The organism is Vibrio taketomensis, from assembly GCF_009938165.1.
Taxonomy (GTDB): Bacteria; Pseudomonadota; Gammaproteobacteria; order Enterobacterales; family Vibrionaceae; genus Vibrio; species Vibrio taketomensis.
The window spans coordinates 171,393-194,760 of sequence record NZ_AP019650.1; the positions used below are offsets into that span (position 1 = coordinate 171,393).

Sequence of the window (23,368 nt, forward strand, 5' to 3'; positions counted from 1 at the left end):
CAATAATTCGAGATTTATCCCGTTTAATTTTCAACAAGTTGTCTACTCGAATAATTTACGACAACAGCTGTTTTAAACTAATGGGCGCGTTGGCTAAGCCAAGCGACTGTGCGGCGGTCAATCCATCTCTTTTTTGGTAGCACAAATTATGCCAAGCACGATAGATATCGAGGACGGGCAACAAGCCGCGGGACGGAGTTTTCGTCGTGGCTCATTAACAAACTCTCAAATAAGAGGTGAAAACGCTCTTGGTACGTAGATATGGCGTCCGTTGATGCCTTTTGCAACCAAAGTTTAGGCGAACTTTGTTCGCCCGCTAAATAGCAGATTCCCTTAGCGTATTGATGATTTTCTGCGATTGCCCAGCGGTCTCGCCACCATCCCATATGAATGATGTCGACTTTTTCAAGCGGCGATTCATTGCCCCATTGACCAACAACGTACATCAAATCCAAGTTTTTTGCTTGGATGCGCGGCAAACCGATGGTGAGAGCGGCAGACCGAAGAAACGGATCCTGTGGTAAATACAGGGCCAATGGTTTGTCTTCTGAGCATAGGGAAAACAATTGCAAGTAATGCGCGTACGACGCATATGGCGGCCTGATTAACGCCCCTTTGGATGGGTAGTGGAAACTCGTTAAATTACTGAGCGGATCTTCAACATTGTTACGCGCTAAAATGGCGCGGTATTGGTTGTCAATCTGTTCCCGAATCGTGCTCAAATTGCTGCGTTCTAGCAATGAGCTTTCGGGCTGATAGTTTAGAGCAACATAACGGGCAGGTGAGCGAAAAGGGTTGTGTTCCAATTCGCCCTCTGGTGAATCGGTCAGCGAGTAGTTAACGTTTTGGAATAGAATATACCCTGACTGGGCGTCTCCGCTTGCTAGCCAATAAACCCCATTATTGCTTTTAGGTTGCAGCGGAACAAAAAATGACCCTAACTCAAATTTACTCGCATGGTTGAGCCAGCGTTGATCGAACATGGCCAATTTACTGCGACAGCGGCTGGCAATGTGTTCAATATGATCGTAAAAGGATTTTGGATTGATATGCAGTTTTCGGCAGATTTCGCGCACGGAATAGCCAGTAAACAGTAAGCCCAGTAGGCTTTCTTGTAGAGCCAGTTTACGGTTGCTACTTGACCATTTATCAACAAAAGTACTCTGACAGCATTTGCAGCGATAGCGTTGACGTTCACCGCTGTAGCCAAATGCATGGTACAAATGTTTATGGGTGTGGATGGTTAAACCAAAGTTCTCGCACGCTTTATTGCGACATCCCGGCAGGTCTGCATTTTGGTCTGCTTTTATGCGCTGGAATTCTTCGAGCACATCTTGGTTATTAAGTAAGGGGGGAAACGCACCGCACTCACGACATACCATAGCTGGTCGCTTAGGGTTAGTTTGCTGCACAATGTAACGATGTGCATCACTCAATCCAAAGTTGTCACACGCCAATGTTTTACAGAAGTTGAGTTGTAACCCTTCCACTGCTTGTGGCAAATCACCAGCGCTCACGAACACCCCCTCGTGTTATTTATTAAATATTGATAGCGGTTTCTAATGCCACTTTCATCATGTCATTGAATGATTTCTGACGTTCTTCAGAGCTGAGTTTTTCACCACGAATGATATGGTCAGAAACCGTCAAAATAGTCAGTGCTTTTGCACCAAGATCGGCAGCAACGCCGTAAATACCAGCGGCTTCCATATCTACGCCAAGAATGCCCAGTTTTTCCATTTTTTCGAAAATGTCAGCTTCAGGGGTGTAGAATAAATCTGCTGAGAAGATGTTACCCACTTTTACCGGAACATTTTGCGCGCGAGCTTGATTCACAGCCGTTTCTAATAAGCCAAAGTCAGCGATAGCAGCAAAATCATGATTGTTAAAGCGAATACGGTTTACTTTTGAGTCAGTCGATGCACCCATGCCGATAACAACATCCATCAGATTTACGTCATCACGCACCGCACCACAACTACCAACACGAATCACGTTTTTCACACCATATTCGGCAATAAGTTCGTGAACATAGATACAGCAAGATGGAATACCCATACCGTGACCCATGACAGATACGCGTTGGCCTTTGTAAGTACCGGTATAACCAAACATATTACGAACATCACACACTTGTTTTACGTCGTCTAAGAATGTTTCAGCGATGTATTTTGCGCGTAGTGGATCGCCAGGCATTAGAACTGTTTCTGCGAAATCACCAGGTTGTGCATTGATATGTGGGGTAGCCATAAGATTGCTCCGTTTGATGTGAAGTTCAACAGACGTGAACCACATTATTGCGTGGTTATAACTAAATTTGTTGAACATTAAAACTGTTTGTTGAGGCAATACTAGCGAGGTAAATCCATAAGCCATGAGACTTACATCACATTAATTCGTGTTCAGAAGTTAATTTTAGCTGTTGATAACTAAATCTGTTGATTCTTTTAGCGCAATCGATTTCGAAAAAAAATGGCTTTGGGTTGATCGATTTTTGTCTTGTTGTACGTAGAAGTTGTACCAAATTTATTTTTGTATAATTTTAACAATTGCATCTATAGTTATACATAAATTAAATATGTATAACACGCTGGCTAACAGGAGAACCATGGAAAAAGAAATTAAAGTAGGGGTAAGCGCTTGCGTTTTGGGTGAAAACGTTCGTTTTGATTCCGGGCACAAGCTCAGTCGCTTTGTCACCAAAGAGCTAAGCGATCACTTTGAGTTTGTATCGGTTTGCCCTGAAGTCGAGTCAGGTATGCCTGTGCCGCGTCCTACAATTCGCCTGATGACCAATGAAGAGCGTCTGATTTTGGTTGAGACCAAAGATCCTACCAAGGACCACACTCAATCGATGCTGGACTTTTCGACTAGACGCATCGAGCAACTTAAAAAAGAAGATCTATGCGGTTACATCGTGTGCGCCAAATCGCCAACTTGCGGTATGGAGCGAGTTAAGGTGTATGGCAAAAACAACGCTGACAAGGTGGGTATAGGTCTTTACACCAAAGAGTTGATGGAGCGAATGCCTTGGCTTCCTGTTGAAGAGGACGGCAGGCTCAATGATCCGGTACTGAAAGAGAACTTCGTTACGCGTGTTTACTGTCTGCATGATTTTTACGAATCGATGGGTGGAGAGCCGACTGCTGGTAAAATTGTCGCGTTTCACTCTCGTTACAAGCTCACGTTAATGGCTCATCACCCTGAGTCATACAAGTCTCTTGGTTCTCTGGTGGCGAACGTTGCCCAGTATGACATTGATGAATTTTATCAACTTTACCGCACTGGATTAATGCAAGCGATGGCAAATCGTGCGAGTCGTAAAAATAACACCAATGTGCTCATGCACATTCAAGGTTACTTCAAACGAGATTTGAATAGTGATGAGAAAGCCGAGTTATGTCAGGTGATCGAAGATTATCGAATTGGTGTGTTGCCGCTTCTTGCTCCGCTTACGTTGTTGAAACACCATATGAATCGCAACTCAATTGATTATCTCAAACAACAAAAATTCTTAAATCCATATCCGGAGGAGTTACGTTTACGCTATGGGTTGTAAAGATAAGCTATATGCAATTCGTGAGGTGTCTGAATTAACGGGAATCAAGCCTGTAACTCTCAGAGCTTGGCAGCGTCGGTACAATATTATTAAACCGCACCGCACCGAAAAAGGACACCGCCTGTATACCGCCGAGCACATTGAGCAAATTAAGGTCATACAGGGCTGGTTGGCAAAGGGGGTTGCGATTGGCAAGGTCAAAGTACTGCTTGAGAACAACACCCAAACGACAGACTTTGAAGTTGAAGGGCAAGATACGCTTGTCGAGTCGGAGGCGCTTCTTGCGGCTCTAGCGGACCTTAATCAAGCAAAAGCAGAGTCGATTCTCGGACAAGTTTGTAAAGATTATCCGTTGCCCATCGTACATGCTCGGCTTGTCATTCCGGTGTTTGAGGCAATAGAGCAAGTTAAGCGAAGTCAACAAAGTTTACAGTATGGCCTCTTTTTATCATTACTGATGCACAAACTGTCGACCATTTTGCAGGCGGAAAACAAAGTCGCTCGTCGGGGCAAATGTCTGCTATTGAGTTTTGATGCATTAGGCTCGATTGAGATGCGTTTTTGGGCACTAGAGCTGGCGGAGCAAGGGTACAACATTAGCTTGGTTGAGTCTGTCGATGATGTGTCGGCATTAATTGAAGCGGATTGTGGTAGTTCAATCCCTTCGCTCGCGATATTTGCATCACAATCACCAACTCAAGTCCAAATAACCAGCATCAAAGAAATGAGTGCTAACTGGGGCGATAGGTTACACCTGAGCCCATTGATAAGCGCGCTAGTGGAAATGTAAGAGAACCGCCATGAATATCGTTTGGTTTCGCCGAGATTTACGAGTAGAAGACAACACCGCTTTGTATCATGCGATGTCTTCTGAACAGCCTGTGGTGGCCGTATATATTGCAACGCCCCTAACATGGTCTGAGCATAATAAAGCACCACTTCAAGCGGATTTAATATACCGCCGTCTCGAGGTTTTACAGCGTGAGCTAGCAGCGTTAAACATTCCGTTATTGTTTCACGAAGTTGAAAGTTTCACAGACAGCGCAAAATGGCTTGCGAGTTTCGCTCAGCAAACTGGTGCGCAGGCGGTGCATTTCAATAAAGAGTATGAGTGGAACGAAAATCAGCGCGATGCGCTATTGCAAGAGAAGGCATCGTGCATTGTCGTGGGGCATGAAGACAAGTGTCTGTTCTCTCCCGGCAGCGTGAAGAACAAACAGGGTGAGTATTTTAAGGTATTTACACCCTTTAAACGTGCTTATCTTGCCAAGTTTTATCAGCATCAACTCGATATTAAGCAAGTTGAACCTCAAGCTGTCGTGCCACAATCTGAGCTGTTGAGTGAATACTTGTTCTCGGCTCAATCGACCTTTTCCTATCCTCGCGAAAATAGTGAGGCTTATCCGGTTGAGACCAAACAGGTTCGTCAAAGATTAAGAGACTTTTGCCAAGAGCGAGTTGATGCATATAAGCAACAACGTGATTTGCCTGCGATAGAAGGCACCAGTGGTTTGTCTGCTTATTTAGCAATTGGTGTGCTTTCGATCCGCCAGTGTATTGCTCGCTTGCAGTATGGAACAGGAGATAATCTCGGAGAAGGGCGTGAAACTTGGTTAAGTGAGCTAATTTGGCGCGATTTCTATCAGCATTTACTGCATTTCGAACCAAAGCTGTCCAAGGGGCTAAACTTTGTGCCATGGACACAAAACGTGACTTGGTTTGAGAATGAGGTTTGGTTATCTGCATGGCAGCAAGGGCAAACGGGATACCCAATTGTCGATGCCGCGATGCGTCAACTTAACCAAACCGGCTGGATGCATAACCGCTTAAGAATGATTGTTGCGAGCTTTTTAACTAAAGATCTGCATCTTCATTGGCATCACGGGGAGCAGTACTTTATGCAACGTCTTATTGATGGTGATTACGCAGCCAACAATGGCGGATGGCAGTGGAGTGCTTCGACAGGGTGTGACGGACAGCCTTACTTTCGCATCTTCAATCCAATCACTCAGGGGGAAAGATTTGACCCAGATGGTGAGTTCATTCGCGCTTGGATCCCTGAGTTAAAGTCCGTACCTAATAAATATATCCATAAGCCTTGGCTCTGGGCCGATGTAAATTACTTGTCATATCCACAACCAATAGTTGATCACAAAAGCGAAAGAGAGATAACCTTACGGCTCTTTCAAGAAGCTAAGGATCAAATCTAATGCTGCGTAAGCTGCTCATTTTATGTAGTTGTTTGAGTGCCTCTGTATGGGCAACTAGTTATCCACTGCCTCCCGAAGGCAGCAATCTAGTGGGCAGAATACAATTTCACCAAATAGAAAAGGGTGAGAGCATGGCGGACATCGCCAAGCTTTATGATGTGGGTTTTTTGAGCCTAATGGCGGCGAATCCGGGCGTGGACCCATTTTTGCCGGCAGAAGGACATGTATTGACGATCCCAACCCAAGTGATTTTGCCTAATGTTGAGCGTGAAGGTGTGGTGATCAACCTTGCTGAGTTACGTTTGTACTATTTTGAGCCGACGGGAAAATACGTGCATGTCTTCCCAGTTGGTATTGGTCGCATCGGACGTGACACGCCAGAGATGGTGACCAGCATTAGCCAAAAACGCCCGAATCCAACTTGGACACCGCCAAGTTCAATCCGCAAAGAATATGCAGCCAAGGGCATCGATTTACCCGCTATCGTGCCAGCAGGGCCTGATAATCCACTTGGAGAATATGCATTGCGCCTTGCTCATGGTGCTGGCGATTACCTGATCCACGGTACAAACAAAGACTTTGGGATTGGTATGCGGGTGAGTGCGGGCTGTATTCGTATGGATCCGAAAGACATTAAATGGTTGTTTGATAAAGTGGACCTTGGCCTTAAAGTAACCGTGGTCAATCAACCGATTAAGTTTAGCTTAGAGCCTGATAGAAGCGTCTATCTTGAAGCGCACGAACCGCTGACTCGTAGCGATGGTAGTAAGAAAATTCTCGGGGTGCCTCAAGAGTTGACGTGGTGGCTACAAGCCATGGATAAATCGGATGCTAAAGCGCGTGCTGTCGTGTTGGCTCAAAATGGTGTTCCAGTTGAGATTGTTGAACCACAAAGCTATGAACAGCCTGATACGTATTTTCGCCGTTAACTAGGCTCACGTTACTTAAGGTGCCTAACTGAAGGCATCAAAAATTACCAAGATGTTTGGTTTAGTTTATCGAATCAGGCATCTTGAATCGAATTTTCGTGATGTTTTAGGAAAAAAAGCGCCCATATGATAAGCAAACATATGGGCGAAATATGGGCAACAATTTGAAATTGTTAATTGGAGATGTTGGGAAAGTCCATATTCAATCTGTTTAAGTATTCTCGATCTTAGGAATACTTAAACAGAGTAACCAACGGGGATTAACTTAACACTTCGGTTACGAAGATTTAATCAGTAATTTTACAAAGATAAGTTTCAATATTGAAATCGCCTCACGTAATAATAATAAGCCCATATATTATGGGCTTTTTTTATGTCGGCGAGCTATGTGTTATTGAGTGTTTCGTTTGTTGTAAATTACAAAATCAGTTAACATTTATGACATAAATTAACAATTAATTAAACTTAACGCATGTTTGGTGATGCTATTAATAATGCCATTCATATTTAGATATATACTCAAGTGACTTCAAGATGCAGGATTCAGAGCATTGTTATTGCTTTGAGTTCAAGGAAAACTACGAAGTGAAATAGTCATCTATTTTCGAGTAGTTTGACGCAGAAATCGAGGCAGTAACTTGCTCCCAAGGGACGAGTTGACTTGGCTCGCATACGTCGTTAACGATTTTTGATTTAGAACCACTAGATCTTCAAATCATTGCCTTGTCTGCAATCCAAGTCATTCTCGCTGAACCACGCACCTTGAGGTTACTTGAGTATACTTACTTCTGTTGCTGCCAATACTGATACAAAGCAGCGATATTGTTGGAGCATAGATAAGGCATGGCGCCGGCTAACCATTCCTCAGGCCAGCGCCACCACTGCATTTCGAGTAACTGTTCGATCTGCTCTGGATCAAAGCGCAGTTTTACTTGTTTGGCTGGATTTGATGCCACGATAGCGTATGGAGCAACATTTTTGGTCACAACCGCACGACTAGCGATTACCGCGCCATCGCCAACGGTAACACCGGGCATGATCATCGCTTCTGAGCCGATCCAAACATCATTACCAATAACGGTATCACCGGCACGTTCAAACGCATCGACAGCACCAGCAAAAAGTGGATTCGCTTGGTAGTAAAAAGGGAAGGAAGATACCCAGTCGTGACGATGACCTTGATTGCCTGCCATGATAAAAGCGGCTCCAGAGCCAATAGAACAATAACTACCAATGATCAGTTTATCGACGTCGTTTCGGTCGGGCATTAAGTAGCGCGCACAATCATCAAAGCTATGCTGGTGGTAATAGCCAGAATAGTAACTGTATTTGCCAACGATGATATTGGGATTAGTGACTTGCTGATCCAAAGGGATGCCGACAAATGGGCTTTCAAAGTAGTTTTTCATGGGTTGTCTTCATTCTATTAATTCATGACTAAGTGCTACGTGCACTTAGGTTGGAGTAGTATAACCACTCCAACCTAAGAGTAGACATAAATTAGTCGAGCGATTTTTTAAATCGTTTAGAAGCAACCATAAGGCCAATAATAGTAAATGCTCCGAGCCATAAAGAATCTCGCCATAACTCTGAAAGATCCGCTCCGCGTAACACAATGCCTCGGATCAAACGCATAAAGTGAGTGGCGGGGAGTACTTCTGATATCCACTGCGCAGCAACAGGCATGGCTTCATAAGGGAACATAAATCCAGATAGCAGGATCGAAGGCAGTAGAATAAATACCGTCATTTGCATCGCTTGCAGCTGAGTGCTTGCGATGGTCGAGATCACCAATCCCAAGGTAAGACTGGCGGCAATAAACAATAATGTCCCGAGTAGAATCTGGCTTAATGCGCCATTAATCGGTACACCAAAGATAAAATGGCCCAAGCCAAGAATAATGGCGACCTGTATCAAGCCAACGAAAATATAAGGCACTATTTTCGCTACCATTAATTCCATTGAGTGAATCGGGGTGGTGATGAGCAGTTCCAAATTTCCTCTCTCACGCTCACGTACAATTGCAGCACTGGTAAATAGGATCATGGTCATGGTGAGAATGACCCCTAAGAGGCCGGGGACGATGTTCACAGCAGAGCGCTGACTGGGGTTATAGAACAGCGCGACCTCAAAGGTTTTATGCACTTGCGGTTTGATTTCAAAGTCAAAGTCGGTCAGTGGCATATTTTGCAGCCCAAGGATGGCTGCGCTGATCATGGTGTCGGAACCATCAACAATCCATTGACCCAACTCACGACCTTGCATCATACGCTGGGTGAGATCTGAAGGAAGAATCAAAGCGGCACGCACCAACCCTTCTTCAATCGCTTGTTCCGCTTCTTGAGGAGTCGCAAAGCGTTCGGTGATATCGACAACTTGGGTGACACGTACAGATTCGGTAAGGACGCGGCCTGCTGCACTTTGGCTTTGGTCGACAACCGCAATGGGAATATTGCGTACGTCGGTATTAATCGCAAAGCCAAATAGTAATAACTGAATCAGCGGGATCATCACCACCATGCCAAAAGTGATTCGATCGCGTGAAAGCTGACGGATCTCTTTGAGCATTACGGCATTGATGCGAGCTAGACTTTGAATCATTGGCGTCCCTCTCCAGTTACGGTAACGAATACATCTTCGAGACTAGGGCGTGCAATATTCATTTCAGCTTGCGCAAGTTCAGGAAATTGCTGAGCAAGCCACGCTATCGGTTGATTGACATGATTGTGGATTAGCACCCTTAGACGAATACCGAGTTGAGCGGCAGAGCGCACTTCAGGTCGTTGCAACAATTTCTCTTTTAGAGCTCTCAACCCCGGGGCTTTCACTTCGACAATATTGACTCCCATTTCAGCCATTAGGCGTTCAGGTTCACCGTCGGCGCGAATATGACCGGATTCCATAATTGCAAGACGATGGCAGCGTTCGGCTTCATCCATATAGTGAGTGGTCACTAATATTGTGGTGCCTTGATCACTGAGATCAAACAACTGCTCCCAAAATTCACGGCGGTTTTCTGGATCTACCGCTGAAGTGGGTTCGTCTAGAAACAGTAATTCCGGTTTGTGCATGGTTGCTGCGGCCAGTGACAAGCGCTGTTTTTGTCCGCCACTCATGCCACTCACACGTTGTTTTCTACGTTGATCCAAACCATAAATACTGAGTTGTTGGTCGATACGACTGCGTAATTCGCGGTTATTCATGGCAAAGATTTGGCCGATAAATTGAAGATTTTCTTCCACTGTAAGATCTTCATACAGCGAGAATTTTTGTGTCATATAGCCAATTTTCAGGCGCAGCAACTCTGATTGCTTAGGAATTTGTAAGCCCAGTACGTCGACATTGCCTGAGGTTGGGCTGAGCAAACCAGTTAGCACTCGTATGGTGGTGGACTTCCCGCAGCCGTTAGGCCCAAGGAAGCCGTAGATGCTTCCTTTTGGGACGTTAAGATTGATGCCTTCAATCGCGGTAAAGTCGCCAAACTTTTTCACCACGTTACTGGCTTGAATCGCAAACTCCGACATGGTTACTCCTCACTAAGAGCGACTTGCGCTGACAAACCAGAGGGCAATTCAATCGCACTTTGAGTGAGATCCACTTCTGCAAGATACATCAAGCGTGATCGCTCTTCTTCCGTAAGCGCGTAATAGGGCGTGAATGAAGGCTCTGAAGAAACCCAACGTACATTTCCTTCAAATGGCGTCTCTACGCCATCAACAAAGACTTGTACTTGTTTGCCCGGAATAAAACCCACCCGATAATTAGCGGGCACATAGACACGTGCGTAGGGAATTTGACTGGCTTGTACCACCGCAACAATGCCGTTGACTGGCACTCGTTCTCCTAGGTTATAAGGGAGGTTATCCAGTACGCCAGAGCGGGTTGCTACGATAGTTAATTCATCCAGTTTTTGCTGCTCGAGTGCGACATCAGCTTGAGCTGCCGCAAGTGATGCGCGCGCTTGTTCAATATCTTCCGGGCGAGAGCCCGCAGTGAGTTTGCTAAATTCTTCGTTCGCTGAATCTAATTCAGCACGCGCGGAATCACGAGCGGCAAGGGCAGAGTCTTTTTCGGATTGGCTGAGTAGTTTCTTTGCGACCAGTTCGGATTTACGTTGGTAGTTTTTTTGTGCCTCAGTTAACTGCGCTTGGCTACGGACGACTCGAGCTTGAGCGGCTGCGATATCCTCAGGGCGCTCACCATTGGTCAGCTTAAGTAAGTAGGCACTTGCTTTCGCTTTCTCTGCAATGGCATGGGCGAGCAGTGATTGCTGGTTTTTAGAATCAAGACGAACTAAGACGTCTCCTTCTGCTACGAGGCTGCCTTCTTTTACTGGCAGCTCGCGAATAATTTCATTGGCGGTGGCGGAAAATGTCACACGGTCGCGTTCTAGTGTGCCGAGTGCTCTTTGTTTTTCAATAGGATTACAGGCGGGTAGCGCAAGCAGCAGTAGCGGAATGAGTAAGAGTTTTTTCATGTGCTTAGCCTCGTTACGAGCATCTTATTAATCGCAGCTTAGTGGAAAATTAAAGCCTGCGATGTGACCGAGTAATTAACTTAGCTATAGAGTATGATTTTTCGCTCTCACAAGAGAAGTAACATAATTCCCCACAAATTCATCAATTGATGAATTAATAACAATCGAGAGACGCCATTTCGTTATGGAGGGGACGAGAACAAGAGAATCAAGAAAGGGATTGTGAGAGCCCGTGGTTTAGGCTCTCAATCGATCAGTTTGCTTTTAACTCTTCGAGCACAGCGCTTAGCGATGGTCTAATTTTGTGACCAAGGGCGACAATGTCGTCACTCGGTTGAACCAGATCTGGGATTTGATAGGCTTGCATGCCTGCATTCACTGCGGCGAGGACGCCATTGTTGGAATCTTCAAATGCTAAACATTGTTTTGGATCAATACCCAAGCGTTCAGCGGCAAGTAGATAGATTTCCGGATTTGGTTTGCCATGAGAGACTTCGTTACCACAGGTCAGTTGGTCAAAATAAATATCGAGTCCGGCTAAGTTTAGTTTGATTTTTGCTAGGTCGTGATGAGTGGAAGTCGCAACAACCGTAGGAATATTATTCGCTTTTAACCATTGCAGTAGTTCAACTACGCCTTCTTTCACGTCAATTGCTTGATAGTGAGTAATTGCGTCATATTGCTTACGCCATTCAGCATGAACCATAGGTAAATCGTCGCCGTAAGCCCCACGTAGGATTGGCTCGATGCCTGCGGCATTGCGTCCGATGATATTGAGATAAACGTCTTGATAAAAAGGCAGACCTACTGTCGCACATGCCTCGGAAAATACGCGCATACATAGACGTTCTGTATCAAGTAGCAGACCATCCATATCAAAATTACGGCTTTATAATTCATAAGGATACGAACCTAAAAAATTGAGGTAGGTATTCTGACATAGAATTCTCATGCTTTAGAACCAAATTTAAAAAGCGCGTTGGATCACGTGTCGAATTTGATACACTGCTCGACATCCAAGTGATTCCAATGTGTAGAAATCGGCTCAATAACACGCTGTTAAAGGGCGAGTGCCTTGGCTTACACGCTTTGTCGGTGATGTATGCGGTAAAGGTTTTACCTCATTCATTACTGCGCGGCTGCAATCCAAGGCATCCTCACTGACGTTCGCACCTTGAACTTATTTGGATAACATTTTTAGTTTATCAAGGGAGTAAGACATGGAGAGTAAGGTTGCATTTATTGGCCTAGGGGTAATGGGATACCCAATGGCTGGCTATTTAAGTAAAGCTGGTCATCAAACGCGCGTTTATAACCGTACATTCGCTAAAGCTGAAAAGTGGCAGAGCGAATATCAAGGGGTTGCCTGCCAAACACCTAAAGAAGCCGCGCAAGGCTGCGACATGGTGTTTGTTTGTGTGGGTAATGATGATGACGTCCGTAGCGTCGTGTATGGTGAAGATGGCATTTTAGCGGGGCTGAAACCGGGCGCTGTGCTGGTGGATCACACCACTACGTCAGCCAACTTAGCTGAAGAGCTTGCCGTTGAAGCGCAAAAAGTGGGCGTGGCTTTTATCGATGCTCCAGTATCAGGCGGTCAAGCTGGTGCTGAAAATGGTGTGTTAACCATTATGTGTGGTGGTGAGCAACAAGTATTTGAGCGAGTTGCGCCGGTGATGGATGTGTACGCAAAACAAAGCACGTTGCTGGGTGAACACGGGCAAGGTCAGCGCTGTAAAATGGTTAATCAAATTTGTATCGCAGGGGTGTTGCAAGGCTTAAGTGAAGCACTGATTTTGGCGGAGAAATCGGGTCTAGACATTGCACAAGTCGTTGATACATTGAAGTTTGGCGCAGCAGGTTCATGGCAGATGGAAAACCGAGCCAATACCATGGCGCAAGATAAGTTTGATTTTGGTTTCGCCATCGATTGGATGCGCAAAGATCTCGGTTTTTGTCTACAAGAAGCCGAGCGTTTAGGGGTGGAATTACCGCTAACAAAAGATGTCGACCAGCGTTACGCCAGCCTTCAAGAACAAGGCTTAGGTCGTATGGATACGTCGGTGTTGATTAAGTCTTTGAAAGGCTAGTCAACAACGAAACGAGAAAGGCAAATCGAGACATAAAAAAATCCGATATCAAGGATATCGGATTTAATTTATGAGCTCTTAAGTGAGTCCACGTCATTCTTGTCACTATCGCAACTTGAAAGCCGTAACTGAAACTCGCTATAAATTACTTAGTGTAAGATTGAGCGATGTTGTCGATGCGTTCGTTAGCGCGAGCTGCTTCTTCTTGTGCTGCTACTGCTGCGCCACCTGCACGTTGAACGTCAGATTTTAGAGAGTTTACGTCTTGGCTTAGCTGGCTTACTTGGTTGCTTAGTTCGTCAAGTTTTGCAGTTGTTGCTTCGTCTGGACCTGATGCACAACCAGCTAGTAGAAGAACTGAAGTCGCTGCAGCTGCGATAATCATTTTGTTCATGGATGAACTCCTTGCATTTAGTAAGTATCAATATAGTGCTATACGCATATAGCATCAAACATAGTGTAGCTCTAATTGTACAATTTACCCAGTCCTAAAAAGTCAAATTATTCCAAGAATTTAGCTAATTATTGAGCACTTGATACAATAATCCTCTAAAAATACCCGCGACTGTTCACTTATTCGTCAAGGGAGCACTTGAATATTTTCTGTGATCTCTATCTATTTTGGACATTTTTGGGGTATTATAGCGTGTTTTATTTTTATTGAAGGCGCCACGCCGAAACTGACTTTGGAGAATACTTTGCAGTTTAAAGATTTAGGCTTAGATAATCGCTTACTAAAGAACTTGAACCACTACGCGTTTAAGAAGCCAACAGATATTCAAAGACAAGCAATTCCTGTCGCGATTGCTGGTAAAGATTTGCTTGCTTCATCAAAAACCGGTTCAGGTAAAACCTTAGCGTTTGTGTTGCCTATGCTCCACAAGTCACTTAAGAGCAAAGCGTTTTCAGCTAAAGATCCTCGTGGTCTGATTTTGGCGCCTACTCGTGAACTGGCAAAACAGGTTTACGGTGAACTGCGTGCAATGCTGGGTGGTCTTACTTACGATGCAACCTTAATTGTTGGTGGTGAGAACTTTAACGACCAAGTAAAAGCGTTGCGCCGTTACCCGAAATTTATCGTGGCAACTCCAGGACGTCTCGCTGACCATCTTGAGCATAAATCACTGTTCCTTGATGGCCTAGAAACGCTAGTGCTGGATGAAGCTGACCGTATGCTTGATCTTGGTTTCGCACCAGAACTTCGTCGTATCAACAAGGCAGCTAAGCACCGTCGTCGTCAAACACTGATGTTCTCAGCGACACTGGATCACGCCGAAGTGAACGATATTGCAGCAGAAATGCAAGATGCGCCAAAACGTATTGCAGTCGGTGTGTCGAACCAAGAACACCAAGATATCACGCAAAAATTCTACCTATGTGATCACCTAGACCACAAAGAAGCGATCTTAGAGCGCGTATTACAAGAATCTGAGTACCGCCAAGTGATCATCTTTACGGCAACGCGTGATGACACAGAGCGCCTAACCGCAAAGTTAAATGAGAAGAAACTCAAAGCGATTGCACTAAGTGGTAACTTGAATCAAAACCAACGTAATACCATCATGAGCCAGTTTGAGCGTGCGGTATTTAAGATTCTCGTGACGACTGACGTGGCATCTCGTGGTCTTGATATTGCGAACGTTACCCACGTAATTAACTTCGATATGCCAAAGCATACCGAAGAGTATGTACACCGTGTCGGTCGTACTGGCCGTGCTGGTAACAAAGGTGATGCGGTTTCGCTAGTTGGCCCTAAAGACTGGGATAGCTTCAAGCGTGTCGAAGCGTATCTGCACCAAGATCTTGCGTTCTCAACCCTTGAAGGGTTGGAAGGTAAGTTCAAAGGTTTGAAACCTAAGACGCCTGTATCACGTAACGGTAAAGTCGATTACCGTAACAAGAACAAACAACAAGCGAAGAAAACACCGAAGAAACCAGTCAAACGTGATAAAGGTTTCTACCAGAACGTGGCGGTGGGTGACTCGGTATTTATTCCGAAGAAGAAAGTTGCACCAAAAGCTGACGACGAGTAATCAATACTGTTTGTTTTCAAAGGCCACCATGTGTGGCCTTTTTAGTCTCCAGAGTTTTTTGAAATAAAAAAAGGTACCCGAAGGTACCTTTGACTTACGACTTATTTCCGAACTACTTCGAAACTATTGACTGATTTTAGTGAGGTATTCGTAGTTCAATTCAATACCTAAACCAGGCGCATTACTGACTGCGATTGAGCCATCGATGATTGGCGGCTCGTTGAGCGTTAAGTTATGAGTCAGTTCACCTTGCCAGAAATCTTGGTGTAGGTACTCAATGTAATGCTCGGTCTTCATTGCCGCACCAAAGTGACGAGCGGCAGCAGAGGTGATGCCAGTTTTCCAGTTGTGAGGCATCAAAATCGCATTGTGGTACTCACAAAGCTCTTCGATACGCAGTAATTCAGTGATGCCACCACAGCGGTTGTAGTCAGACTGAACAACAGAAATACCAGCATTGTTCAACCAGTCTTGCGCTTCAAAGCGTGTGGTTGACATTTCTGCACCACAAAGACGAGTCGATAGGCACTCCGAAAGCTTTTTGTGACCAATTAAGTCATCGTGCTGTAGTGCTGCTTCAACAAAGTACAGGTCAATATCTTTTAGTTGTTCAAATGTCCAACGTGCCGCTTGCCAATCGTGCCAACGGTATAAACAGTCAACCATCATATCGATATCGTAACCAAGAATATTGCGCAGTTCTCTTAGATACCAAACGATCTCACGATCGGTTGCTGGGCAGCTTGGCATGATGCACACTTTCACCGCTTTGGCACCGACTGCTTTGGCTTTGTCAAACAAACCGGCATACGCATCAATAATGTCTTGCAGCGATGCAGCTGCTGGAACACTTGGGTATAGCGTGAAGTATGGTGTAATTTTATCGCGATTTTGACCGCCCATTAATTGATAAGCCGGAACACCAAGTTGTTTGCCAGCAAGGTCATAAAGCGCCATATCAATGCCAGAGATGACAAACATACCCAAGCCACGCATACCAACCCAGCGAGTGGTGTCGTACATGCTTTCCCAAATTGAGCGGAACGCCATTGGTTCACGACCAATCACAGATTCCTTGATATTTTTTAGCCATTTATGCTCAGTTTCTGCTTCAGAAAATGCTTTGATGACTTCAGGTGTGCCGTCGGCTTCACCAATACCGTACACGCCATTTTCGTCGGTGATTTTTACGATAATGGTATTTTCACTCCAGTTGGTTGCTTCAACGTTTACTGGAATAAATTCAACCGATGTAATTTTTGCTACAGACATCGTTATACCTCAACTTGATGTAGTGCAGTTGCTGATTGTTCAGCAGATTGGTTTGTTTCTTTTGTTGCTGGAGCGGCAACCGTGGTAGTAAAAAGTTCAGGATGGTCACGACGAATCCACTTCATTAGACATACGCCTAGGATGAAGTAAAGGACGATCATTGGCAGGCCAACCACAACACACATAGATTTAATCGTGTCGATACTACCACCCATGAAGAACGCTGCCATTGACACTGCACCGATACCAATTGCCCAAATCATACGTACAGAGACATCAGGATCCGCGTCGTGATCGAGCTCTTTGGTTGTCATCATCGACACCGCCATTGCTGCTGAAGTCATCGTTGTTGACATCAGGAAGAATTCAACCACTAGGAAGATAACGAGAATGATCGCACCAAACGGTAGTGACTTAATGGTTTGGATGATGGCGCTAGATACACCTGACTCTGACATCCATTGTAGAACTGGAAGCGTACCAGAGATCTCGTTGTACACTGAGTAACTACCGAAGATCGCAATAAAGAATGCACAACCAGCAGAACCAAAGGTAATCGTCGTTAGCACTAGTTGCTTGATTGTACGACCTTTAGAAATACGCGCTAAGAACACACCCATCATCACTAGGTAAGCAAAGTACCAAGCCCAGTAGTACATAGTCCAAGCTTGTGGGAAGCCCGATTTTTGGACTGGGTCAGTCCAGAAGCTCATACGAATGTAGTTGTTGAACATTACGCCTACGCTGTCAAAGAAGTAAGCGAAGATGAATGCGGTAGGACCTGAAACTAGGATTACAATACCCAGAGCGAATGCTGCGTAAACACACGCATTAGCCAGTTTAGATACCCCTTTCTTCATGCCCGCAAACATCACAAGCGCGTAGAAAGCGATGAATAGTACGATGATGCCAACTTGCATGGTCAGACCGTTTTTGATGCCAGTTAGGTTTTCAACACCTGAACCGATCAAATCAACAGCAAGACCCATTGACGTTGAGAATGCACCTAGCGTACCGAAAATCGCCACGATATCGATAATGTAGCCAACGATACCATTAGCATGCTTCTCACCAATTACCGTTTTTACTAGTTGACTAAGGCGAAGGTTACGGTGCTTCATCTTATGTAGGTAGTAAGCAAACGGAACTGCTGGCATACAGAAGATCGCCCAGCCAGTTGGACCCCAGTGGAATAGCGTAAAAGTGATTAGCCATTGAGCAGCTTCAGGTGTGCCTTTTTCTGCAAACATCGGTGGACTTTGCATGTAGTACATTGGCTCACCAACTGCCCAGAAGATCAGTGCCGCACCCACGCCCGCAGAAAAGATCATAAACGCGTAGCTTGCGTAGCTAAATTCAGGTGCATCTGATTCTGTGCCTAGCTTGATATTACCAAAACGGCTTAGAGCTAGGTAAAGTAGGAACATTAGGCATGAGAAACCAGCAAGCTGGATAAACCAACCGATGTCATTGGTTACCCATCTCATACCGGCATTTGCAGCTGCGCCAGATTGTTCAGGGAAGAGTACAGCGAGCCCGAGTGCCAAAAATGTAAAACTAATGGCGGGCCAGAACAGTTTGTGGTCTAGGTTATTGAATTTCATTGCAATTCCTTGCTAATTATAATTTGCTGCCATTCTCGATCATGGTGGTGCGAATCGTCGCCACATTGAGATCGCGGATAGCGGTATTGGTATCAATGGCTTGTACAGCAGCAACACCAGCTGCGTGGCCTAATTCAAAACACTGAGCCGTTACGCGAGCAGAAGCGAGTGCTTCGTGTTCTGCACTTAAACAGCGGCCTGCCACGATGATGTTTTCACCGATTACAGGTACTAGCGTGTGGAATGGGATATCGTAGTAATCATTTAGCAGCCAATGCAGTTTAGGTTTGTCACCTGAGTGCAGTTCAATTGGCCAAGGCGTGCGGCAGATACCGTCTTCACGCTTACGGCAGTTCACCACGTCTTCGTTAGTTAGCGTTTCAACGCCGACGATAGAGCGAGTTTGGCGAATGCCGACTTCAACGCCAGTGTCGACAACAAATGCATCTTCACAACCGGGAACGAACTGGTTTAGGAAGCGTGCATATTCACGAACTTGACGACGACCAAACACTTCCGCTTCGGTAAAGTCTACCGGGTCGATAACGTTTAGCATGCGGCCATCTTGACCTGCTAGACGAGTGGCATTAACCATGAGCTCGTTTGCGCGAGTGGTCGGGAAGATCCAAATCTTATGGCGTGGTAATTCGTACTCGCCGCTTGCGTTTGCCGCTAGGATGTTTTCTGTCACTTTTGGTGGACAAATAGTGTCTTCACCGTAGTACTCAAGGTATTTGTCCATGTCTACGCCGCCAAAGCGGAAGAACATGGTTGGGTTTTGAATGCGGCCATTATCGCCAAAGTAGTAATCCATGCCAGCACGAGCAACCACTGCGGCATCACCAGAGGCATCGATGATCATCTTACTTAGAATCACACTTTGACCTGCGTTTGATTCAACGATCACACCTTTGAATGCATCACCATCCATGATCACACCAGTCACGGCCGTGTGGAATAGGGTAGTGACATTAGCTTGTTCTAGGAAATCATCCGCAACTTCACGCCAAACCAGTGGATCGTGCGTTACAGTGAATGTTTTGCCGTAACGTTGTGGCTCAGTGACACCTGCTTTGTTTTCTAGTGCTTGACGAAAACGCTCGGTAAAACCGAATACCACTTGTTCAGGTTGTGCGTCGGCGTCATCAGTTGCCATGTACATACCGCAGATTGTGCCAGAGAGACCGGCAACGGCAGCACCGCCGCAAAAGCCGTACTTTTCAATTAGCCAAGTGTTTTTACCAAGGCGCCCAGCGCTTTCAGCTGCGGCAACACCAGCAGGACCACCACCGATAACCAACACCTCTACCTCAGCCAATACTGGCAGATTTGGTGTGCTTTCATAACGACGGATAATGTTCCAAGAATTCATTGATACCTCACTAATAGATAACTGATGTTCATCTGATATATCAGTTGTGTGGATTTAATATATTCTTAAATTCTTTTCTGGTACAATCGGATACGTTCTTAACGTGATATTGCTCACTAAAAGATTTTATAAAGGAATAGGACAGATATGAGCGCTAATGCAGTCAATAAGACTGAGGTTGCATACAGCAAACTCGAAAAAATGATCATCTTCCGTGAACTAGAGCCAGGGAGTATGGTGAGTGAGAAACAACTGGCTGAAGAGTTGGATCTCGGACGTACGCCAGTGCGTGAGGCGCTACAAAGATTGGCTTATGAATGCATGGTTGAAATTCATCCCCGTCGTGGCATTCAAATCCCACCAATATCTGTTGAAAGTCAGTTAAAAATTCTAGAAGTCCGCCGCGATATTGAAGCACTTTGCGTTAATTATGCCGCATCTCGCGCGAGCGTCACTGAGAAGCAACAGATGTTGCAGTTGGCGGATCAGTTAGAGCAGTGTGCTGCGAACAAAGATGATTTGCTTTATGCCTCGTTGCTAAAAGATATTCATATGGTTTTGGTTAAAGCGGCATGTAACGAATATTTGCAGTTAGCGATGGCACCTCTGCAGGGGCTGTCACGTCGTTTTTGGTTTGCTTATAAAAATGAAGCGTCAGATTTGGTAGAAGCATCCTCATTGCATGCTTCAGTGTTGAGAGCGGTTAGTCATACGGATGCTGAAGAAGCCGTAGCGGCCTCCCACCGATTAAATGATTATTTGACCGATGTCGCTTACCGTTCGATTCAACCGCGCAAATAATGGCTGATTAGATTGTGATTTAGATATAAAATGGCTACCAATTGGTAGCCATTTTCGTGTTTGATTCCGCGATTAGAAAATCAGATGAGCGACGCCGGCAATGACTGGCAACGTAATCAGTGTACGCAGAATGAAAATCGCAAACAGTTCAAAGATGTTAACTGGGATTCGGCTACCTAGTAACAGAGCACCGACTTCAGACATATAGATAAGCTGCGTTACTGACATTGCAGCAATCACAAAACGTGTCATATCACTTTCAATTGACGTAGCCAGAATTGATGGAATGAACATATCTGCAAAACCAATAACAATAGTTTTCGATGCCGCTGCAGCTTCAGGCACACCCAAAAGTTCAAGGTAAGGAACAAATGGTTTACCTAGGAAAGTGAAAACCGAGGTGTATTCTGCGATAACCAGTGCGATGGTACCTAGACCCATAACGACAGGCAGTACGCCGAACACCATATCAACTGCGTTATGCACGCCTTCTTGAAGAATGGTTTTCATTGATTTAACGCGACCTGCTTTTTCTAGTGCGAGTTCCATGCCCCACGTAAAGCTAGAGTGACCCGCAGGTACTGCGTCAGCATCTTCTGCTGGCTTTGTACCATCGATGAATTGATCGCGCTTGTAGCTTAGTGGTGGTAGGCGAGGGATGATGATTGCCGCCACAAAACCTGCCAAACACACTGCGCCGTAAAAAGGTAAGAACATGTGTTCTAGGTTCACTTGTGCAATAACCACAAGGCTAAAGGTAATCGACACTGCAGAGAAAGTGGTACCAACAACCGCCGCTTCACGCTCGGTGTAGAATTTATTCTCGTATTGCTTACTAGTAAGCAGAATACCGACACTGCCATCACCTAGCCAAGAAGCCATACAGTCAATAGCACTACGACCTGGTAGATTGAAAACAGGACGCATCACTTTGGCAAGAAGCGCACCACAAAGCTCCAGCAAACCAAAGTTAAGTAGCAGTGGTAGCAGTAGACCCGCAAAGATAAACACAGAAAATAGCGTTGGTAATAGACCTTCGAGAACCATACCGCCGGTGTTGCTCTCCCAAATCGCTTTAGGGCCAATTTGGAAGTAAGTCATGATGATCGCAATACCACCGATAACTCGCACCGCTAACCAAAGTGGTGAAGGGTTAAACAACCCATTCAAAAAATGGCTGTTAGCAATGAAGCTTGGATTCTTGATGCGACATAGCAATGATGCCGTCGCCATAAACGCAACAATGGTCGTCACGATCGCAACTAAAGAATCCCCAAACAATGCTTGGATTGATTTCGCAAGAATTGCGACAGGAATGGTAATGTCACCGTTGTAGCTAACGGGTGCCATAAATAGAAATACACCAATCAACGATGGAATTAGAAACATCCAAAAGTGTGATTTTGGTCTGTCGTGCCCGGTTGTTTGAGTCTTGTTGGTCATTGCGGTTCTCATGTTACAACTAGTCAATAGTATCCGAGCGATAGGTATCAATAACTCGGAATAGTTATTCACTAAACATCCGTATTTAGTCAGTTTAGCGAAGACTACTGTTTTTTTGCTATCTACGCAATACTATTCATTAAATATCGCTATTTATTCACTACAAACCTTTGCTTGTTGTGCAAATAGTAGCCAGTTGTATTTTTCGGCTATGTGCGAATAACGGCAGAACGTTCGTCTGCAGTAGTGAAGCAAATTTGTGGGCTTAATAGAGAAAAGCCCAACTTGAGCATAGGTCAAATTGGGCGGAGATCAGTTTTTTTGGCGAGTAGCGAAAAGATAAAGCCAATAAATCAAAGCGAGTGACAGGGCAAGCGCGATCGGAGCCATTAGAGCACCAATGGCGTAGTCGCTATAAAGATTAGCACCTGCTACACCACCGGCTAAAAAGCCAGAGAAGATAAACAGAAATAATTTGGCTTTGCGAAAGTCAAAGTGTTCACCACGCAGGCGTGCGCCAATCATCAAACCAAGATCGGTAATAATACCGGTCATGTGTGTTGTGCGAACGACAGCGCCACTAAAGGTGGTGATCATGGCATTTTGTAGGCCGCAAGCGGCAGACGCAAAATATTGACCAGTAGTGATGTTTTGCTCAAGTAATAGATAAGCAAGAAATAGAAAACCCGCCTCTATGCATAGCGCAACACCATAACGACGTCCGAGCTTTAGGGCCGTGCTATGAAAGAAGACACCCGCGAGCGCGGCACCAAGCAAAAAGCTGACAACAATCATTAATAGATGGAAGCTAGTACCGTCTAAAGACTCAATACTGGTACCAAGTAGTGTGACTGTACCTGAGATATGCGAAACCGCTTGGTGTTGAAAACCAAGTAAGCCAATTGCATTTACAATCCCTGCAAGTAACGCGAGAAGGAAAGATCCATATTCCACCCAACGAGGTAGTCGAGAAATCACTGTGTTACTCCAAAAGCTAAGGGCAGATTATAGCGCTGCATACGCAAGGCTTAAAGGGAGTTAGAGTAAAATACATTATTTTTTCTAGGAATTGCTCAATCTGACAGTCAAACTTAACCCGCTTGTTTGTGCTGCTCGTAAATGGAAAAACTGGGCTGTGGAAGGTCTTGGTTGGAGAAAATACCGACAGGAATAACACTATACTCGGGACAAATAGACAGGCTGAGCATTACCGTCGTACCGCATTGAGGGCAAAACGAGTAGTGAACTTGGTTACCGGTATCGCTGATGCGGGTGAAGTTAGAGATGCTCCCGCTTAATGATACTTGCTCGCGCTTAAACCGAGCTTGGACACCAAATACACTACCAGTACGTTTTTGGCAGGCAAAGCAGTGGCAAATTGCAGTGCGGATCGGTTCGCCGCGACAAACGATTTGCACTTGCCCACAACTGCATTCGGCGTTGCGAATTTTGCTCTTATGGTTCATAGCCCATCCTTGAGGTGCAACAAAGGCGCTGATATGGTGACTTAGACTCAAGTGATATTAAAATGTCGGTTACTTGAGATTCGCTATTATAAGGATACACATAGTAGGTCAA

Annotated in this window: 19 protein-coding genes and 2 pseudogenes; 7 read left to right on the top strand and 14 right to left on the bottom strand. The window is 45.1% G+C overall.

The features are described 5' to 3' along the window. Window positions 1-55: 55 nt before the first annotated feature. Window positions 56-1,517 (bottom strand): annotated as a pseudogene (locus Vt282_RS14535) (transposase). A gap of 22 nt (window positions 1,518-1,539) precedes the next feature. Beyond that, window positions 1,540-2,250, bottom strand: a complete 711-nt coding sequence (deoD, locus tag Vt282_RS14540; RefSeq protein WP_162063843.1) for a purine-nucleoside phosphorylase — start codon at window positions 2,248-2,250, stop codon at window positions 1,540-1,542. 358 nt (window positions 2,251-2,608) lie between these two features. Here deoD and Vt282_RS14545 point away from each other — a divergent pair, with 358 nt between their 5' ends. From Vt282_RS14545 to Vt282_RS14560, 4 genes are read left to right on the top strand one after another with little or no spacing between them, the layout of a single operon-like run. Continuing rightward, a complete protein-coding gene (locus Vt282_RS14545; protein ID WP_162063844.1) occupies window positions 2,609-3,559 on the top strand; it encodes a YbgA family protein in 951 nt (316 codons plus the stop codon). Beyond that, window positions 3,549-4,349, top strand: a complete 801-nt coding sequence (locus tag Vt282_RS14550; protein WP_162063845.1) for a MerR family transcriptional regulator — start codon at window positions 3,549-3,551, stop codon at window positions 4,347-4,349. Before Vt282_RS14545 ends, Vt282_RS14550 begins: the two co-directional genes overlap by 11 nt. 10 nt (window positions 4,350-4,359) lie before the next feature. Next, window positions 4,360-5,769 (top strand): deoxyribodipyrimidine photo-lyase, encoded by a 1,410-nt coding sequence (phrB, locus tag Vt282_RS14555; RefSeq protein ID WP_162063846.1) that lies wholly within the window; start codon window positions 4,360-4,362, stop codon window positions 5,767-5,769. Continuing rightward, window positions 5,769-6,698: a L,D-transpeptidase family protein gene (locus Vt282_RS14560; RefSeq protein WP_162047790.1), complete on the top strand. Its 930-nt coding sequence runs from the start codon at window positions 5,769-5,771 to the stop codon at window positions 6,696-6,698. Before phrB ends, Vt282_RS14560 begins: the two co-directional genes overlap by 1 nt. Before the next feature lie 782 nt (window positions 6,699-7,480). Here the strand turns inward: Vt282_RS14560 and catB are convergent. The 5 genes from catB to Vt282_RS14585 form a co-directional block, all read right to left on the bottom strand. After that, window positions 7,481-8,107: a type B chloramphenicol O-acetyltransferase gene (catB, locus tag Vt282_RS14565; RefSeq protein ID WP_162063847.1), complete on the bottom strand. Its 627-nt coding sequence runs from the start codon at window positions 8,105-8,107 to the stop codon at window positions 7,481-7,483. Window positions 8,108-8,198: 91 nt separating this feature from the next. Next, window positions 8,199-9,299 (bottom strand): ABC transporter permease, encoded by a 1,101-nt coding sequence (locus tag Vt282_RS14570; RefSeq protein WP_162063848.1) that lies wholly within the window; start codon window positions 9,297-9,299, stop codon window positions 8,199-8,201. Next, window positions 9,296-10,222: an ABC transporter ATP-binding protein gene (locus tag Vt282_RS14575; RefSeq protein WP_162063849.1), complete on the bottom strand. Its 927-nt coding sequence runs from the start codon at window positions 10,220-10,222 to the stop codon at window positions 9,296-9,298. Before Vt282_RS14575 ends, Vt282_RS14570 begins: the two co-directional genes overlap by 4 nt. Before the next feature lie 2 nt (window positions 10,223-10,224). Then, window positions 10,225-11,175: an HlyD family secretion protein gene (locus Vt282_RS14580; protein ID WP_162063850.1), complete on the bottom strand. Its 951-nt coding sequence runs from the start codon at window positions 11,173-11,175 to the stop codon at window positions 10,225-10,227. 253 nt (window positions 11,176-11,428) lie between these two features. Next, entirely contained in the window at window positions 11,429-12,049 is a 621-nt protein-coding gene (locus Vt282_RS14585) for an HAD family hydrolase (RefSeq protein ID WP_162063851.1), read from the bottom strand. Between the two features lie 346 nt (window positions 12,050-12,395). Here Vt282_RS14585 and Vt282_RS14590 point away from each other — a divergent pair, with 346 nt between their 5' ends. After that, window positions 12,396-13,265: an NAD(P)-dependent oxidoreductase gene (locus Vt282_RS14590; protein WP_162063852.1), complete on the top strand. Its 870-nt coding sequence runs from the start codon at window positions 12,396-12,398 to the stop codon at window positions 13,263-13,265. Between the two features lie 145 nt (window positions 13,266-13,410). Here the strand turns inward: Vt282_RS14590 and Vt282_RS14595 are convergent, their stop codons facing one another. Next, entirely contained in the window at window positions 13,411-13,659 is a 249-nt protein-coding gene (locus tag Vt282_RS14595) for an Lpp/OprI family alanine-zipper lipoprotein (RefSeq protein ID WP_162047797.1), read from the bottom strand. 292 nt (window positions 13,660-13,951) lie between these two features. On the opposite strand from Vt282_RS14595, the gene Vt282_RS14600 reads away from it, so the two are divergent. Then, the gene (locus Vt282_RS14600; RefSeq protein WP_162064520.1) at window positions 13,952-15,298 is read left to right on the top strand and encodes a DEAD/DEAH box helicase; all 1,347 of its coding nucleotides are present in this window, start codon (window positions 13,952-13,954) and stop codon (window positions 15,296-15,298) included. A gap of 123 nt (window positions 15,299-15,421) precedes the next feature. Here the strand turns inward: Vt282_RS14600 and Vt282_RS14605 are convergent, their stop codons facing one another. The 3 genes from Vt282_RS14605 to Vt282_RS14615 are packed head-to-tail and all read right to left on the bottom strand — an operon-like array spanning window position 15,422 to window position 19,546. After that, on the bottom strand, window positions 15,422-16,570 hold the full coding sequence (locus Vt282_RS14605; RefSeq protein WP_162063853.1) for a mandelate racemase/muconate lactonizing enzyme family protein: 1,149 nt from the start codon (window positions 16,568-16,570) through the stop codon (window positions 15,422-15,424). A gap of 2 nt (window positions 16,571-16,572) precedes the next feature. Beyond that, window positions 16,573-18,174: a BCCT family transporter gene (locus Vt282_RS14610; protein WP_162063854.1), complete on the bottom strand. Its 1,602-nt coding sequence runs from the start codon at window positions 18,172-18,174 to the stop codon at window positions 16,573-16,575. 16 nt (window positions 18,175-18,190) lie between these two features. Continuing rightward, a complete protein-coding gene (locus tag Vt282_RS14615) occupies window positions 18,191-19,546 on the bottom strand; it encodes an FAD-dependent oxidoreductase (RefSeq protein ID WP_162047799.1) in 1,356 nt (451 codons plus the stop codon). Between the two features lie 147 nt (window positions 19,547-19,693). Between Vt282_RS14615 and Vt282_RS14620 the strand changes: the two genes are divergently transcribed. Further along, the gene (locus Vt282_RS14620) at window positions 19,694-20,347 is read left to right on the top strand and encodes a GntR family transcriptional regulator (RefSeq protein ID WP_162047800.1); all 654 of its coding nucleotides are present in this window, start codon (window positions 19,694-19,696) and stop codon (window positions 20,345-20,347) included. A gap of 72 nt (window positions 20,348-20,419) precedes the next feature. Here Vt282_RS14620 and Vt282_RS14625 read toward each other — a convergent pair whose 3' ends face one another. The 3 genes and pseudogenes from Vt282_RS14625 to Vt282_RS14635 form a co-directional block, all read right to left on the bottom strand. Next, entirely contained in the window at window positions 20,420-21,790 is a 1,371-nt protein-coding gene (locus Vt282_RS14625) for a YjiH family protein (protein WP_162047801.1), read from the bottom strand. Window positions 21,791-22,102: 312 nt separating this feature from the next. Further along, entirely contained in the window at window positions 22,103-22,768 is a 666-nt protein-coding gene (locus tag Vt282_RS14630) for a YoaK family protein (protein ID WP_162063855.1), read from the bottom strand. Between the two features lie 91 nt (window positions 22,769-22,859). After that, window positions 22,860-23,256: pseudogene (locus Vt282_RS14635) on the bottom strand (GFA family protein); the annotation flags it as partial. Between the last annotated feature and the right edge of the window lie 112 nt (window positions 23,257-23,368).